Origin of the sequence: Diaphorobacter caeni (genome assembly GCF_015354245.1) — a bacterium.
In the GTDB taxonomy this organism is placed as follows: domain Bacteria; phylum Pseudomonadota; class Gammaproteobacteria; order Burkholderiales; family Burkholderiaceae_C; genus Diaphorobacter_A; species Diaphorobacter_A caeni.
Genome location: NZ_JADKYZ010000007.1, coordinates 32,216 through 48,956, shown reverse-complemented (window position 1 = coordinate 48,956; position 16,741 = coordinate 32,216). Strand labels below are relative to the sequence as shown.

At 65.0% G+C, this 16,741-nt stretch carries 12 protein-coding genes and 1 pseudogene; 6 read left to right on the top strand and 7 right to left on the bottom strand.

All coding sequences use genetic code 11. The features are described 5' to 3' along the window. Positions 1 to 212: 212 nt before the first annotated feature. Positions 213 to 1,196, bottom strand: coding sequence for a PfkB family carbohydrate kinase (locus ISG32_RS17420; protein WP_194772312.1), 984 nt, complete (start codon positions 1,194 to 1,196; stop codon positions 213 to 215). Positions 1,197 to 1,302: 106 nt separating this feature from the next. Between ISG32_RS17420 and ISG32_RS17415 the strand changes: the two genes are divergently transcribed. Next, positions 1,303 to 1,509 (top strand): hypothetical protein, encoded by a 207-nt coding sequence (locus ISG32_RS17415; RefSeq protein ID WP_194772311.1) that lies wholly within the window; start codon positions 1,303 to 1,305, stop codon positions 1,507 to 1,509. Positions 1,510 to 1,992: 483 nt separating this feature from the next. On the opposite strand, the gene ISG32_RS17410 is transcribed toward ISG32_RS17415, so the two are convergent. The 6 genes from ISG32_RS17410 to gcvA form a co-directional block, all read right to left on the bottom strand. Then, positions 1,993 to 2,457: a hypothetical protein gene (locus ISG32_RS17410; RefSeq protein WP_194772310.1), complete on the bottom strand. Its 465-nt coding sequence runs from the start codon at positions 2,455 to 2,457 to the stop codon at positions 1,993 to 1,995. Between the two features lie 196 nt (positions 2,458 to 2,653). Then, complete coding sequence (locus ISG32_RS17405; RefSeq protein ID WP_194772309.1) at positions 2,654 to 4,657, bottom strand: reverse transcriptase family protein; 2,004 nt, start codon at positions 4,655 to 4,657, stop codon at positions 2,654 to 2,656. Beyond that, the gene (locus ISG32_RS17400) at positions 4,654 to 5,208 is read right to left on the bottom strand and encodes a hypothetical protein (protein WP_194772308.1); all 555 of its coding nucleotides are present in this window, start codon (positions 5,206 to 5,208) and stop codon (positions 4,654 to 4,656) included. The genes ISG32_RS17405 and ISG32_RS17400 overlap by 4 nt, the downstream gene beginning before the upstream one ends. A gap of 2 nt (positions 5,209 to 5,210) precedes the next feature. Beyond that, entirely contained in the window at positions 5,211 to 6,959 is a 1,749-nt protein-coding gene (locus ISG32_RS17395; RefSeq protein ID WP_194772307.1) for an SWIM zinc finger family protein, read from the bottom strand. Positions 6,960 to 6,967: 8 nt separating this feature from the next. Then, positions 6,968 to 10,111, bottom strand: a complete 3,144-nt coding sequence (locus ISG32_RS17390) for a hypothetical protein (RefSeq protein WP_228529904.1) — start codon at positions 10,109 to 10,111, stop codon at positions 6,968 to 6,970. Between the two features lie 166 nt (positions 10,112 to 10,277). Further along, positions 10,278 to 11,162, bottom strand: a complete 885-nt coding sequence (gcvA, locus tag ISG32_RS17385) for a transcriptional regulator GcvA (protein WP_194772306.1) — start codon at positions 11,160 to 11,162, stop codon at positions 10,278 to 10,280. A gap of 122 nt (positions 11,163 to 11,284) precedes the next feature. On the opposite strand from gcvA, the gene ISG32_RS17380 reads away from it, so the two are divergent. The 5 genes and pseudogenes from ISG32_RS17380 to ISG32_RS17365 all read left to right on the top strand — a co-directional run bounded on the left by ISG32_RS17380 (position 11,285) and on the right by ISG32_RS17365 (position 16,696). Continuing rightward, positions 11,285 to 12,535 carry a CaiB/BaiF CoA transferase family protein gene (locus tag ISG32_RS17380; RefSeq protein WP_194772305.1) on the top strand — a complete coding sequence of 417 codons (1,251 nt, stop codon included), beginning with the start codon at positions 11,285 to 11,287 and terminating at the stop codon, positions 12,533 to 12,535. Positions 12,536 to 12,563: 28 nt separating this feature from the next. Beyond that, positions 12,564 to 13,685 (top strand): annotated as a pseudogene (locus tag ISG32_RS27600) (acyl-CoA dehydrogenase family protein); the annotation flags it as partial. A 105-nt stretch (positions 13,686 to 13,790) separates the two neighbouring features. Next, the gene (gene acuI / locus ISG32_RS27595; protein WP_407645075.1) at positions 13,791 to 14,765 is read left to right on the top strand and encodes an acrylyl-CoA reductase (NADPH); all 975 of its coding nucleotides are present in this window, start codon (positions 13,791 to 13,793) and stop codon (positions 14,763 to 14,765) included. Positions 14,766 to 14,824: 59 nt separating this feature from the next. Then, positions 14,825 to 15,793: a tripartite tricarboxylate transporter substrate binding protein gene (locus tag ISG32_RS17370; protein ID WP_194772303.1), complete on the top strand. Its 969-nt coding sequence runs from the start codon at positions 14,825 to 14,827 to the stop codon at positions 15,791 to 15,793. 267 nt (positions 15,794 to 16,060) lie between these two features. After that, positions 16,061 to 16,696, top strand: a complete 636-nt coding sequence (locus tag ISG32_RS17365; RefSeq protein ID WP_194772302.1) for a VOC family protein — start codon at positions 16,061 to 16,063, stop codon at positions 16,694 to 16,696. Positions 16,697 to 16,741: the final 45 nt, after the last annotated feature.

Genomic DNA, 16,741 nt, shown 5'->3' with positions numbered 1-16,741 from the left:
CTTTTGAAAGAGTCCAAACTTACGTTTTAAGATTTATTGGACTTTTTGGATTCTAAATAAAAATCCATAAAAAAGTCCAAAGAAATAAACATCCGTCTGAAGATTTCAGATTTGTGCAAGAAAAATGAAGAGGGAATGCAGCGAAATGCGCCTTACGCATCCATTTCACAATATTTTCATGCTATTAAAATAGAAGCAAAAACAAAACTCTGTCAGTTTTGAACAGGTTGCTCTTGCGCGACAAAGGCATCGACTTCGACACGTTGTGGCAACGTAGTCAAGATGCCATTGCGGCTGGCAGCGAGCGCGCCGCAGACGTTCGCCAGTGCCAATGCACTCGCCATGGACTGGCCTTCCGCCAAGGCTGTGCACAGCCCCGCGCTGAAGGCGTCGCCAGCGCCTATGGGCTGCACCGAACGCACCGGATGGCTTGGCTGGTGAATCACCACCGAGTCATCACGGCCATAGGCGACGCAGCCCTGCGCCCCCAGCGTGATGATCAACCAGCGTCCAGCCCATTGGCGCCACACGGCATGCAGCACCAGAGCGGGCAAGGACTCCAGCGCAGGAGACATGCCCTCCTCCTGCGTCCAGGCATGGTGCTCACCAACCCACCGGGAAAGCAACGGCAAAGCTTCGCTGCGATTGACGACCAGTACGTCGGCGGCTGCGAGCGCCTGCGCACCCACGGCGCTGCGCATGCCTTCTGCAGGCCAGGGCGACGGATTGAGCACGGTGAGCACACCCGCACGTCGCGCCGCGTGCAGCGCATCGGCCACCAACGCCAGTGGCGCCTCGCACTGCGCATAAGCCACGGCAGCATGGTGCAGGCACGGTATCACCGGCTGCAATTGCTGCGCGCCCAACAAGTCATTGGCTCCGGTGAAAACCGTGACACTGGTTTCGCCATCTGCCCCCAGCAGGCCACAGCCGTGGGCAGAATGCGCTCCCAAGCGATGAACATGGGCTGCCGGCAGCCCATCACGTTCAAGCAGTTGCAGTGCCGCGTCGCCCGCAGCGTCATGACCAACGGCCATCAGCAAATCCACCGTGGCACCCAGCCGGTGCGCACCCAACGCGACCGCCAGCCCCTTGCCCGCGCATTCGCGCACATAGGCGCTGGCCCGCTGGCTTTCGTCGGCACCCGGCAGGCGCGGCACACTCCAGCAGTGAGCCTCGACAAAGCTGCCGACCACAAAAAGCCTACGCCTGAATGCATCATCACAAGATGGGTACATCGCTCAAGCATATCAAGACGATTGACAGACTGCCGTTCCACTCCCGGCTGGAGCAGCCCCGTGCATGACCGCGCGCTATCTGCGAATCCCATCGCGTTCGAACGTTACTTGCATGCGGCGCGACGATCATGCGGTCGGCAAAGGCGTCGCTGGGCAGTGGGGCAAGGCGCAGCAGCGGTTCACTCAGGCTGCGCCCGAGTTGGCCGAGCGTCGGGGGGATGAGGAGGCTGCTTCTCAGGCCTGGAAGCAGGCGGCTATTGCTGTTTTGTGATTTGGTTTGTTGATTTAGGGTGTTCATTGAACGCCCTCTTTCTTTTTGGGCTTCTGCTGATTTTTGGCGGCGGAGGCCGGGACTGCCCCCGGCGGGGCAGTAACTTTTTGGTCTTGCCCAAAAAGTCACCAAAAATGCGCTTTGAATACCTCCGGCAGAACTCGCTGCGTTCCTTCGTCACTCCGCTCGGACAACCGCCGGAAATCAGTTAGGAAAGAGGTGTTCACGGCACTTCGCTTCGCTCGTGCCTGTTGCTCCCTCTACTTCGTGAGGGAGCGGGGATCTCTTGTGCCGTTTCATCAGGCGCTGGGCGGCCGATCGATATCAGCAAAGATTCATGTCGCCCATTGATCGGCGCTTGATATTTACATCGACATCCATCATGGGGAACGTCGGTTCTCGACTCTGAGCAGGCATCCAAACTACCAATGCCTAAGTTAACGCACGGACCGGCCGGCGCAGCCGGTTCGCTGCGATGACGGGTTAGACCAAACGTGTGAGCGCCCGCTGGCCACAAACAATGGAGACGTTTCCAAACTCGATAGCAAGCGAGAAGGCCGATTGACGGAGTTCAAATTTCTTCCAATATTTGAGAACTTCTCCAGTCTCTGAACGAATGAATGGCTCCGAAAGACAGATTAGTCGGGCATCCGCTGGAGCTCCAACAATGCGACCATGAAGCGAATCGTCCTCCGGACCTGCAGCAAGAAGGCCTCTTGCTTCAAAATTTCGTATGCTAGAAAAATGAAAAGCAGCGTAAGCCCTTGGCTTATCCCATGCTTGCCAAGAGGAGGGAACATTGGACGGCAACTGCAGGAACTGCCCTTCAATTGAAACGCCATCCAGCATCACGCTATAGGCGTGCGGTGCAAACGTGTCGAGCGACGGCGGTTTGCCCTCATACGGCCCGAGAATCTTCATCGGCTCATCTAACAGATTCGTCCACATAACTGGTGCCCACACTTTGCGAAGTAGCCCAACTCAATTCAAACGACAGGCAAACCTAAAAATGTCGAGATTGGAGCTTGTTATGAGCAGTCAAAGGCCAGTGACGAAATGACTGCTTCTGGCCAACCACCGCCATCAATGGATGCGAGCCTGAAACCAGCGCGAACTCTCCCGCGTTCACGCAATCCCCGAACGCTCACCCCACACCACGCACAAGATACCCCAGCAGCGTAGCCACTACCAGAATCCCCATGAACACATCCCAACGCTGCTTGCGCATGTAGTACAGCGCGATCACGGCGACCATGGCGAAGATGGTGATCAGGCGGTTGTGCAGGATCGAGCCGAGGAAGAAGGTGATGGCGATCTGGGCCCAGTAGACCATCATGTTGCGGGTGCCGCGTTCCTTGGGCGAATCGGACTGCTGCGTGGTCTGTGAGCTGCTCTGCTGACGGTTTCCTGATTGCGACGGGCGTGCGGTTCCGTTGGCGTTGCCGCCGGTTTGCGCTTGCGATTGCGGCTGCGCGGGTTGGCGGGCGGCCTTGCGGTCTTCGCGGCGTTGCTGGTCGGTTTTTTCCAGAACCGGCGCGTTGGGCTCGGTGGGTTGCCACCAGGCTTTTCCGTCGGCGCGCACGGGGGGCTGGCCAGCGGCGGAGAGACGGCGGAAGTCTCCGGCGTTGGTCGTTGCACGGTCGGCGCGGCTGGCGGCCAGCAGGGCTTCATTGGCGCGGTCGATGGGGTTGCGCATGAGTTGCTGTGCGCTCGCCAGCAATGGCTTGCCCTGCTTGGCGTCGATCTGGTGCACGAAGGTGGCGAGGCCGAGTAGTTGCGACAGTTGCGCCGCATGGCCCTGCCAATGCGCGGGCCTGGCTGCGGCGTCGGGCTGGGATGCGCGGTGCAGTGCGGCGCGCAGGCGTCTGCGGGTTTCGCGGGAGACGCTGGGCGCGTCGCCGTTGACGACCAGGCCGGTCACCTCCTGCCTGCGGCCCTTGCGCATCACGCGTTCCTTGTCGGGATGCGGCGTGAATCCTTCGTCGCGCAAGATCCAGCGCACTCTCCCGAGCAGGCGGCCGACGTTGTTGCTTGCGGCTTCGCCGGATGCGGAGAACGTGAGGTCGTCGGCGTAGCGCGTGTAGACAAAACCGAGCTGTGCTGCGAGGCCCTGCAGTCGGCGGTCCATGCGGCGGCACAGCAGGTTGGTGAGCATGGGGCTGGTCGGCGCGCCCTGTGGCAATACACGCTCGCGCGCCTTGCCGCCGACAAACAGTTTCTCGCCATCCACCTGCCAAGCCTGCGCGCGGTTTTCGCTGCACAGCAGCGCGAACACGGTGGCGATCTTCTCGCCGTAGCCGAGCTGGCGGAACACGCCCTTGATGCGGCCAAAGGCGATGCTTGGGAAAAAATCCTTCACGTCGAGATTGATCACCACGTCCTGCCCCGCATGCGGTTTGGCGTTGCTGATGATCGAGCGCCCGGCGAGAAAACCGTGCGCCGCATCGTGCGCGGGCATCTTCGCGAGCACGTTGTCGAGCACCCAATACTGCGCACGCTTCAAACGCGGCATCGGCGCGGAGATCAGGCGCTCGCCGCCGGTCTTCTTGGGCAACGTGAACGAGTGGTAATGGTGCGAGCGCGCCACCTCGCGGTGAAAACTCAGGAACCGCAACTCCGCCACACTCACGCCCATGGACTGCGCGAGCTGCGCGGCGCTCGTCAGCGCAGGCAGGCCGTTGACCGCAAGCCGCGCCAGATCAGGCACCGCACGGTCGCGTGTCCGCCCTGCTTTCTTGTCTTGCGACGTGGGCGGCTCCACAGCCTGAAGCGAAGCCGAAACGCCCGGACCCAGATAACCCACATGCGTGGCACGCTTGTCATGCCACGCGAGCGCCTTCTCGTAACGCTGCTGCGCCTGCGCGCGCTTGGTCACCTCGCGCTTGTCGCGCGCATCCTTCATGCGCTGCTTGCGCATCTCGCGCAGCGCCCGCTCGGGATCGCGGCGCACCGCGAGTTGCTTGTGCAGCTCGGACAACTCGCGCTGCAGCTCGCCCTCGCGCCGGATCAGCTCCTCGGCCAACTGCGGCTGGCCCGAGTCCTTGCTCCAGAACCCCAGCCGCTGCATTTCCTCCAGGATGACTTCCTGCTTGCTCGACTGCGCAATGCGCTCGTAGATTTCCGCACGCGTAGGTTGAGGATTGCTCATGCAACACCTCCAACCAAAGCAAATGAATGAATTCGGACTTCGCCAGCGGGCCTTCGGAGCGAAGCGAGCGAACGAACCGAGCGCCACAACGACAAAACAGCCCCTGAGACGCGGCGCCGCGGACGCAGACAGTACTCCGGTACGGCAAGTCCGCGCAACAAAGTATCAGGGGCTGTCTTGTCGCCCCCGCACGACCAACCACCCGAGGCCGCAAGGCTTCGTGCAGCAAAGACAAAAGAGGAAGAAGAAAAAGAAAAAGAAAAATCCGGAGCAACGTGCATCTCGTCGAAGAGCCTGCAAGGCTCACGGGACGGGAGCTGTTCGCTCGACGCCACCCCGCGACGGTAGTGCAGTTTCGCTTGTGGCAAGCCACTCAGGAAATGCACTACCGTCGCTGGGGTGGCACAGTGAAAACGGCGCCCGTGGTGCATGAAACGGCAGTTCACAAGGGCGGCGAAACACCGCCCGGATTGCAAGAGCCTGCGCGTTGCTCCGGAAGAAAAGAGTTTAGTGGAAACCAAAGAAAAAGGGGTGAAAAAATCGATGTTCATCCTCACGCGGTTTCTCCCTGGCTCGTGGTCGTCTTGTCGCTGGCCGTTTGCGCCGCATGCTTGGCGTGCGTGCGATTCGCGTCGAGCTCGGGCTGGGCCATCAGGCGCAGCGCGACGATGTGCTGACAAGGGCCCTGATAAAGCCTGTGCTGCTGAAAGTGATTGCAGGTGCAGGTCGCGTCGGTCATCTGCTCGTCGGCGTTCAGTTCCAGCTGGGTTTCAAAATAGCGCTTGGCGTCATTGCCGCGCGCGATCTTTCCGCGGATGCGGGTATGGCCCTCGGCATAGTCGAGCGACGGCATCGGCACCTTGTGCTCGCGGATCAGCGCGAGCGCGGCCTCTTCCTCGGGCGATGCGGGCACCAGCACCTGGTCGGCGGTGAGCGGCTCGCGCAGCAGCTCGCGCCATGCATAGCGCTCGGCAGAAAGGTCGTAGACCGCGCGGCCCGCGTGCATCCAGCTGGTCATCGCGGTGTGCACCTGCGCACTCGACAGGCCAGTCGCCGTCGCGAGCTCCTGCGCCGTGGCCTGCCAGCGGGATTGCAGGTTGTCGCCCACGGCCTTGATGTCCGCATCCTTCACATCGGCCTGCGGCGCGAGCAGATGAAAGCGCGCACTCGCGGCCCAGTCGTTCGCACTCCAGCCCGACAGGCCGAGCGTGACGGTGACCAGCCCCATGTCGATCACCCAGAAGCTCGGCATGCCCGTGCCCAGCAGATGCACGCGCACACGCGTGGCCTGAGAAATCAGACGCTCGAGCGTGAGCAGCCTGCGCCGTCCCCACATGCGGATCGTCTTGCCGTATGTGAGCGGCTCGCCCACGACTTGCGAGCGCTTGGTGACCAGGCGCTTTTCCCACGGCTCGAACACGATGACCGGTGCGGCGTTCGGGCGCAGCTCGAAGCGCATCGAGCGCGGACCATGCTTCTCGCGCTGGCCGCGCAGTTGCGCGCAGATGTTGAAGAGATCCATCGCATGCAGATCGATCACCGTCGCGGGCAGCGCCATCGCGCTGGAGACCTGCAGAAAACCACGCAGCCAGCTGTCGGGCAGGTCGATCTTTTCTTCGCGCAGGCCAGGATCGTCGCCGGTCTGCACATCGAATCCCGAGGGATCGAGCTGCAGCCGCGTGTCCTTGTAGTTGCGGATCTTCTGGAACTCTTCGTAGAGGCTCGCGGAGTAGTCGATGTTGGTCGTGCCGCACTGCATCTCGCCCGCATGCTCGAACGCCGCGTGCTGGATGCTGACCGAGCAGTAGCTCGATTCGTCCTGGCTGAACGCTTCGAACAGCAGCCGGTCAGGGTGCACGGTGATCACCGGGTCGAGCACATACCAGAGGTCACGGTTGTTCTGGTACAGCCAGTCGAAGTACTGCTTCTGCGCCTTGTAGAACGGGGCGAGCGCCTTGGACTTGCTCGCGTAGATCGTCTTGAGTTCGGCGCGGATTTCCTTGGCGCGCTCCTCGGCCTTTCCGGTGTCAGCCATGAAGCCCGCAAGCAGTTGGGACTCGTGCTCGGCCAGCCATTGGCGGTAGGCAGACTTGTCGCGGCCGCGCGTGCGCATGTCGCTCACCACCACGTCGTGCAGCGCCGAAAGCCCCTCGCGCACCTGCAGATAGGCGAGGCCGTCGCGCTTCAAGGTACCGTCAAAACGCGTGGGCGGCCTGAGCAGATCGGGCGCGAAAGAGAACGATTGGGAGGCTGCCGTGTCGCTGACGCTGGTCGTGCCGTAGTACTGGTATTTGAATTCCATTGCGGACCTCAGTGAGCGACAGAAGTTGCGACAGGGCTTGCAACGGTGCTTGCAACGCCATGCACGCGCGACTCGGCCGCCACGGGCTGCATGAAGCTCTGTGCGAGTTCAGGATGGCGGTCCGCGATGTCGCGCAGCCCGGCCACGTAGTCGGGCTGATCGGCGAGACTCGCGCTCACCACCTGGCGCGCGAAGATGCCCGCGACGACCGCCGCCGTCTGCGGCGATTCGAGCTGCGAGCGCAGAAAGCCCAGCACCCGCGTTTTGCTGGCACGCGCGCGGTGCACCTGGCTGAGCACCGCCAGAAAATACGGCTGCAGCTCCGCAAGACGCGCGGCGCGATCGGTGGGCGATTCGTCGGGCAGGCCAAGCAGCCACTGCGTCACGAACAGCTGCACGCTGGTGCTCGGATGCTGCGACAGCCGCGTGAGGCACATGCTGGCCTCGGGCGCGCTCATGCGCTGCGTGAGCCGCTGTCGGCCCAGCGCCTGCACCCAGACCTGCGGATGATCGACCCACGCGACCAGCAGTTCCGGCGACAGCGCGGATGCGGGCAGGCGCTCGCCGAACAGGGTGCGCGCGTACTCCTGCGTGTCCGCAAAACGCGCATCGGCCAGCGGCAGCAGCTGTTCGGCCTGCTCGGGCGTGGTCGCGTCCATGGGCGTGAGCCGCGCATCGAGACTGCGGCGGCCGCGCGCGCGCACCTCGGTATCGGCATGCCGCGCGATCGTGGACCACTGGCGCAGCGTATAGGCATCGTCCCCGAGCGACTCGAGCGCCCATGCACCGTAGCGCTGCGCGCCGGTCGCGCGCGCCTGCAGCGCACGCCACGTGCCCGATGCGTCGCGCGCGGGCGCGACCTCCTTGAGCGGGCCGGTCAGCAGGGCCAGCACGTCGTCGTACACGCCCTCGCCTTCTTCGGCGCGGAACAGCACGTCGTGCAGACGCTCGGCGATGCGCGCGTTGCAGCGTGCATCCTTGGCGAGCCGCGTGATGATGGGCGCCACCGCCAAGCGCAATTCACGGTGCGGCGACACGGCAAACTCGGCCAGCACGTCGGCCTGTTCGTAGAGCACATCGTCGGGCAGACTGCCCAGCAGCCGGATGCCGCAGGCCACGCGTGCGGGCTCGTCGGAGCCAAGCAGATTGCGCAGCGCGCTCGCGGGCAGCGTCTGCAGCGCGGCGGGATGCACCAGCACCCAGGCGGTGGCGATCTGCACCAGCGGAGTGAGCGAATGCTCGAGCAGGCGCAGCAGCGGCAACGGCGGCACGCCCGCCGCATGCCTTGCGAGCGGCGCGTTCTCGGCAAACAGCGAGACGATGGTGTCGCGGATCTCGGCCAGAGCGGGATGGGAATCATCGACCGTCGGCAGCGCGGCCAGCAGCGCGAGCGCCACGGCCGCTCCATCAGCAAACGACAGCAGCGCCACGCCTTGCGTGCGCAGCGCTGCGGCCGGAGAAATCAGCAGCGCGGCGATCAGCTCCGCATCCGCCGCCGCGCTCACGCGGTCGCGCGAGAGCCAGGCGCTCAGGTAGTCCGCCGCAGGCCCGTCGCCGCACTGCGCGAGCACCAGCAGCCATGGCCGCAGCGCCTCGCCGTCGCGCAGATCGGCCATGTGCCTTTGCGCGACCGAAAGGCCGAGCGCCGCGGCTGGCGCATAGCGCTGATGCAGCAGCGCGGCGATCTGCGCGGGCTCGCGCTGCAGCAGAAAGTCCATCTGATCGGAGAGCGCGCGCGTGAACGACCAGAGCAGCAGCCGCGACTGGCTCTGGCCGACAAGCGCCAGCAATTGCGGCGCGTGCGCGTTCCACATTTCCTGAAGGCCATCGACGCGATTGGGAGCGAGCCGCTCCACGTCGATCGGCGTGCTCACGCCCCAGCTCCACGAGCGGTGCGAGGCATGGAGCTCGGGCCATTGCGGCAGCACCAGCCGCGCGGCAAGCAGCCACTGCATCTCGGGCAGCAGGCGACCGCGCGATGCAGGCGCTTGAGCGCAGAGCTCGTCCATGCGCCGCAGCAACGCCACGGCGAGCCCGGGCGCCTGACTGTGCCCGGCAGCGGCCAGACGCCGCAGATGCCGCCAGCCGCGCAGCCGCATGTAGAGCGCCGTCTCGCGGTGGTATTGGGCGAGCGCGGACTTGCGGCCATCGAAGCGGCCGTGCAGCAGGGCCAGCGTCGCATGGTCGTGCCGCCACTCCGCACGTTTGTAGATGCGCTTGACGGCGGGCCAGAGATCGCTGCTCAGGTCCACACGTTCAAGCTCGTGATGCGACGCGCGCGCCATGGCCTCGTCAAAGCGGCCGAGCTCATCGAGCTGCAGCAGCCGCCTGGCGTCGTCCGACAGCGCACACGACTTGCGCCGCGCACGGCCTTCGAACGAATCCACATCGTCGTGATCGGCAAACATCTGGCGCACCGGTTCCAGCGCTGCGTCGCGCTCCGCCGCGCCCAGCAGCGCCAGCCAGGCCTGCCGCGCGATGTCGCGCGTGGCCTCGCTGCGCCCGCGCTCGGCGAGCGCCTGCATCGCCACCGCCGCGCCACCATCGCCCAGGCGGCCGATCAGATAGGCAAGGCAGTAATCGAGCAGATCGTCGCCCGATTCGAGCAACGCGATCAGACGCGGCACCTGCGAATACAGCAACTGCTGCACCTGCCCGCCGCGCGCCGGGTCGGCATATTCCGCCAGCCGCCAGACAAGCCTGCCCTGCCGCTTGGCCGACAGCCGACGCCACGCGCCGCCGTCGAGCCTGGCGCACAGCGCGGCGATGGCACCGGCCTGCGCGGGCGACTCCACCGCGCCGACTGCTGTCGCGGTTGCCGTCGTGGTTGCGAACGACTCCGCCGAGACGACCTGCGCCACCACATCGTCAAAGCCCTGCTGCGACGTCAGCACCTCGCCCGCCGCGAGCCGCTGCTGCAGATAGCCCAGCGCCCGCTGCCGCGCAAGCGTCAGCGCCACCGGCATGGGGGTCAGCGTGCTCTCGTCGACCTTCACGGCCACTCCCGCCTTGAGATGCGTGGTCTGCAGCGTGACCACATGGCGCGCGGAGTCCCCGCCCTCGGGCTGGTCCAGCGCCACCACGCGCAGCGTGCTGATGCGCTCGTTGGGGCCCTGGGTTCTGGACAGTACGGCTTGAGCGATGAGATTCATGCGGCAGGCATCCATCAATGGGAGTGGGCTGCGGCACGCCAATGCGCCACATGGCGCCCACGATGTCGGTCAAGAAAATATCGGTTGCAGTGTAGAGCACCTTTCGCAAGCGCTCACTTTTTTACTGGTTTCGACGATGAACAAACCAGCGACTCAAGGTGCCTTGTCACCCGCCATCAAACTCCGCCCCCTGTGCGAGCAGCCAGTCGGAGAAGGTCTTCACCACCGGGTCGTGCTGGCGCTCCGCGCGGGTGATCAGAAAGTAGCCGGGCGTGGGCAGCACCTCTGTGCCGAACGGTGCCACCAGCCGCCCCGCCGCAAGGTCGGTGGTGACCAGCGTCGAGTAGCCCATCGCCACGCCGATGCCGTCGATGGCCGCCTGCAGGCAGAAGTACAGATGTTCGAGCTCGAGCGACTGCGCGGGCACCACGCGGCTGTGGTGAACGGTGGTCAGCCATTCGTCCCAGGCCGTGCGCCGCGCCGGGCAATGCAGGATGGTGTGGTGCTGCAGATCGGCGATCTGCGCGAGCGGCAGATGCTCCAGCAGGCCTGGCGAGCAGACCGGAAACGCCGTCTCCGACACCACGTGCGCCTTGTGCAGGCCGGTCACGTCCTGGGGCTCACGGCGGATCACCACGTCGATGTTGGCGGGCAGGCGGCTCATGGGCTCGAGTCCGGTGCTGATCTGCACCTCAATGTGCGGATGCAGCGCGCGGAACTGCGCGAGGCGCGGAAACAGCCAGCGCATGGTGAACGTGGGCAGCGCATTCACCCGCAGCACTTCATGCGCGCTGATGCTGCGCGAGGCCGAAGCGATGGCGGCCAGCGCCGGGCTGATCGAGTCGAGATACAGCCGCCCCTGATCGGTGAGCGCAATGGACTTGCCGAGGCGGCGGAACAGCGGCACGCCCACCCACTCCTCCAGCGCCTTGATCTGGTGGCTCACCGCACCATGCGTCACCGACAGCTCATCCGCCGCGCGCGAAAAACTCAAAAGGCGCCCTGCGGCCTCAAAGGCCCGGATCGACGTGAGCGGGGGAAGCTTGTACATGCAGTGTGAGTTTTACTAACAAGACACCCCAGTTTATATCGTTTGATTTGCGCAGTAACTGTGGATTTAATTTCCATCCAGCACAGCGATGTGAATAAATTTTCTTCCGGAGACAGTCACTCATGCTTTCAGGCAAACGCATTCTCGATCTCAGTTGGGTTCTCGGCGGCCCGTTCGCAGGCCAGCTGCTCGCGCAACTGGGGGCGGAGGTCATCAAAGTCGAGGCGCTCGATGGCGACTACGCCCGCCGCGTGCCGCCGGTGCTCGACTCGGGCGACACGCCGTTCTTTCTCTCGGTCAATCGCGGCAAGCAGAGCATCGCGCTCGATCTGAAATCGCCTGCGGGCAAGCAGGCGCTCGACGATCTGGTGCGCGAGTCGGATGCGGTGATCTACGGCTTCGCGCCATCGGTGCCCAAGCGGCTCGGGCTCGATTTCGAGACGCTCAGCGCGATCAACCCGCGCATCGTCGTGGGCCAGCTCATCGGTCTTCACGATCAGGGCGAATGGGCCGATGCGCCCGCGTTCGACCTGATGCTGCAAGCCATGAGCGGCGTGATGAGCATCACCGGCGAGGAAGGCGGCAAGCCGGTGCGCTTCGGCTACCAGGCGGCCGATCTGGTGGGCGGCCTGTACCTTGCGCTCGGCACCGCGGCCGCGCTCTCCAAGGTGCAGACCACGGGCAAGGGCGAGCAGGTGCAGGTTTCGCTGTTCGACGCGCAGATCGCGATGCTGACCTGGCAGGCGCAAGGCTGGCTCACCGGCGGGCCGCTGCCACGCGCCACCGGAGCGCGCCACGCGATGATCGCGCCGAGCGACATCTATCTCGCCAAGGACGGCAAGTGGCTCGCGCTCGCTCCCACCGGCGAGCCGTTCTGGCGCAAGCTCTGCGAAACCATCGGTCGCCCCGATCTGCCCGAGGATGCCCGCTTCTCGACCGGCGCTGGCCGCATCGAGAACATCGAGGCGCTGACCCGTGCGCTCGGGGACGCCATCGCCACGCGCAACTCGGACGAATGGCTGGAAATATTCAAGCAGGCACGCGTTCCGGCGGCGCTCGTGCACAACGTGGAGGAAGCCCTCGCCCATCCGCTGACGGCCGCGCGTCAAATGGTTGAAGACGTGCCGCGCCCCGGCTCGGCCGATGCGGTGAAGCTGCTCGGCAATCCGTTCAAGTTTGCGGACATGCCCGATCTGCCCTACCCGCCCGCCTTCGCCCACGACACCGCCGACGTGCTGCAGCGCGTGGCCGGATACTCGCGCGAGAAGGTGGAGGAGCTGGCACGCACGGGTGCCATCCGCGTGGCCGGCACCGCTGCCGGAAACACCTCCACAACTGCTACCAAGTCCGCCACAGAGAACGCCGCCGCCTGACGCGCCCCACACGCAAGGAATCACCAGAATGGAATCACAGAACTCCCGCCCAGCCCACACCGCAGAACTCGTCAGCGCCCTGCAAACCTTCGCGCAGCGTGTCGTCGCACCGCTTGCCGCACATCCCTCGCAGGATCAGCAATGGGCTGGAGACGCCATCCGCCAGGCCTGCCGCGAAGGTTTGGGCGGCATCGAGGTGCCCGTCAGCATGGGCGGTCTCGACCTGCCGTTCCAGGCACGCATCGATGCCGCGCAGACGCTTGCAGCCGTGGACTTCGGCTTTGCCTTCGGGTTCATCAATCACCACAACGCCATCCTGCGCATCGCCGAAAACGGATCTCGCGAAGCGCGCGACAAGTACGTGCCCGCCATGCTGCGCGGCGAGTTGATCGGCTGTACCGCGATGACCGAGGACGGCGCGGGCAGCGACTTCGCGGCCATCGGCATGGCGGCGACGAAAGTGGACGGCGGCTGGCGACTCACCGGTGCCAAGCAGTGGATCGCCAACGTGCAGGGCTGCGAACTGGCGCTGGTCTTCGCGCAGACGGACGCGAGCCAGGGCGCGGCGGGCATCGCCTGCTTCATCGTTCGGATCGATTCCGCGCAATGCCGCCGCGTGGCCGACAGGCCCATGGACGGCATCGCCATGGGCGGCATCGGCGGCTTTGCGCTCGACGGTTATTTCGCGGCCGACAGCGACGTGCTCTATCCACCGGGCTCGGGCTTCAAGCAGGCCATGGCGGGCGTGAACAAGGCGCGCGTGCATGTGGCCGCGATGGCCGCCGGCATGCTGCGCGGCGCGCTCACGCAGGCCACGGCGCATGCGGCATCGCGCATGGTGTTCGGCCAGCCGGTGCTCAACCAGCAGGGGCTGCGCTGGTCGCTGACCGAGGTGTCAATGACCGAGAGCATTCTGCAGATGCTGATCACGCGCGCGGCGGACCTGATCACCAGCGGCAGCGAGGACGCGGTGGAGGCCGCCGCCATGGCCAAGCTCTACGCGGGCAATGAGACGCTGGACGCCATCGCCGCCTGCATTCAGGCGCTCGGCGCGCGCGGCATGGCCTATGGCGAAGGCCTCACGCGCAAGCTGCTCGCGGCCAAGGCGCTGTGCCTTGCCGACGGCTCCAACGAGATCATGCGCGACCGGCTCGGTGCCACGCTTGCGCAGCGCCATGCGCGCAGCGTCCGAGCGCAGCAGGCCACGGCGTCCAATGCCTCCGACGCAGCGGCACCGCTCGCGCAGTTCAACGCCATCCGCATCACCAAGCCGGACGGTGGCAGCTACGGCGCGGCGCTCGACACACTGACTCCGGCCGATCTGCCCGACGGCGAGGTGCTGGTGCGCGTGAGCCACTCGACCATGAACTACAAGGACGCGCTCGCCATCACCGGCAAGTCGCCCGTGGTGCGCAAGTTCCCGATGGTGCCGGGCATCGACTTCGCGGGCGTCGTGGAGAAAAGCGCCGACCCGCGCTTTCAACCCGGCGACGCGGTGCTGCTCAACGGCTGGGGCACAGGCGAGGTAAGCTGGGGCGGCCTGTCGCAATACGCGACCACGCGCGCAGACTGGCTGATCCGCCTGCCTGCGGGCATGAGCGCCGAGCAGGCCATGTCCATCGGCACGGCGGGCTACACGGCCATGCTCTGCGTGATGGCGCTGCAGTCGCACGGCCTCACGCCCGAATCCGGCCCGGTGCTGGTGACGGGTGCGAACGGCGGCGTCGGCAGCATCGCCATCGCACTGCTGTCGCGCCTCGGCTTTCTGGTGACGGCATCGACCGGACGCATGGAAGAAGCGCCGCATCTGCAGGCGCTCGGCGCCAGCGCCGTCATGGATCGCCACGCGCTGAGCGCGCAGGGCAAGCCCCTGCAGAAGGAAAACTGGGCGGGCGCGGTCGACGCCGTGGGCAGCCACACGCTCGCCAACGTGCTGGCCACCATGCGATACGGCGGCGTGGTCGCGGCCTGCGGACTGGCGCAGGGCATGGACCTGCCCGCCTCGGTAGCGCCGTTCATTCTGCGCGGCGTCTCGCTCATCGGCGTGGACAGCGTCTACGCGCCCATGTCCCGCCGCCAGACCGCCTGGGATCGCCTCGCGGTGGAACTGCCCGCGAGCGTGCTCGGCAGCAACACGCGCCTCATCGGGCTCTCCGAAGTCATCCCGCTCGCGAACGACCTGCTGGCCGGCAAGGTGCGAGGCCGCATCGTGGTCGACGTCAATCGCTGAGCGAACGAGCCACTGCACGAATCGAACCCGTTTTCATCACAACTTCAAGGAGACAAGACATGCAACGCCACCGCCTCATCCGCAGCGCCCTCGCGCTCGCCGCAGCCAACCTTGCGCTCGGCGCCATGGCCCAGGGGAACTATCCGACCAAGCCGATCCGCCTCATCGTGCCGTTCCCGCCGGGCGGCTCGGTGGACTACGTGGCGCGCACCATCTCGCAGAAGCTCGCCGAAAACATCGGCCAGAGCGTGGTGGTGGACAACAAGGGCGGCGCGTCCGGAACCATCGGCACCTACGAGGCCTCGCGCGCGGCGCCCGATGGCTACACGCTGCTGCTGGTGTTCGATTCGCACGCGGTGAACTCGAGCCTCTACGACATCAAGTACGACACCTTCAAATCCTTCGACTACGTGAGCCTGATCGGCACCATGCCGATGGCGCTGGTCACGTCGAAGAAGTCGGGCTTCACCACGGCCGATGCGCTGATCAAGGCGGCCAAGGCGAATCCCGGCCAGATCAACTACGGCTCGTCCGGCGTGGGCGGCTCCAATCACCTGCAGCCGGTGGCGTTCGCGCGCGCCGCCAACATCAAGCTCACCCACGTGCCGTATCGCGGCGGTGGCCCGATGCTCTCGGCGCTGCTGGGCGGCGAGGTGGATTTCGTCATCGGAAGTCTGCCCACCGTCATCAACTACGCCAAGTCCGGCCAGGCCAACGTGGTGGCCATCGGCACCAAGGAGCGCATCAAGCAGTTGCCCGATCTGCCGACGATCGACTCCGCCGTGCCCGGCTACACCGCGCAGTCCTGGGTCGGGATGATGGCGCCCGCCGGTCTGCCCAAGCCGGTGCTGCAGCACGTGCAGACAGCCCTTCAGAAGACGCTGGCCGATCCCGCCGTCAAGACCAAGATGGAGAACGACGGGTTCAACATCGTCGGCAGCAGCCCGGCGGAGTTCGAAAGCATGGTGCGCGGCGAGTCCAAGCGCTGGGCCGAGATCATCAAGGCCGAGAACATCAAGGTGGAGTAAAGGGCGGCGGCAAAAGGGCTGCGGCATTCCGCCCGCACCTCCCGGCTCATTCTCGCGGCGCCCCGTCGGAACACTTTCCGGCGGGGCGCCGTTTTGCTTTGGAGTCAGCTTTTTGAAGTCTCTGCTTCGATTTGCGCGCGTCCTGTGATCTGAAACAAATACTGAAATGGCCCTGCCTTCACCATCAGGAAACCATCAATTAACAATTTCACTTCCGTAAATTGATTTCGATTAGTAGAATTTCAATTTTCGCTCCCGGAGACATCCATGAACGCCGTCCCCTCCCCCTCTCTGCTCAAAAAGCTGCCCGCCCCGGCTGCCATCCAGCAACTGCACCACTACGCCTACAAGGCCCGCGATGCCGAGGAAACGCGGCACTTCTACGAGGACATCCTCGGTCTGCCGCTCTATCACATCATCCAGAGCGACTACGTGCCCTCGACCGGCGAGTACTGCCCCTACACGCACTTCTTTTTCCGCCTGCAGGACGGCTCGTTCATCGCGTTCTTCGACATCGGTGATGACGAGAAGCCCCTGCCCTCGCCCAACACGCCGCTGTGGGTGAACCACATCGCCTTCCGCGTGGACACGGTGCAGGACCTCGAAGTCACCAAGGCACGCCTGCAGGCCCATGGCATCGAGGTGCTGGGCATCACCGACCACCACATCTTCAAGAGCATCTATTTCTTCGACCCGAACGGCATCCGCCTCGAGTTGTCCGCGCAGCTCGCGGGCGAGGCGCTGATGGCCCGGGAGAGCCGCTCGGCCCATGCTCGTCTGGCCGAATGGACCGAACGCAAGCAGCAGTGGCGCAAGGAGCGCGCGGCGGGATCGAACGTGGTGCCGCTCAAACCACAGGCCAACGACCGACCGGAGTTCGTGCCGCCCTCCACCAAAGGCTGAGCGGACGGCAATTCACCTGTGGCGGGGGCCGCAATCCCAGTACTG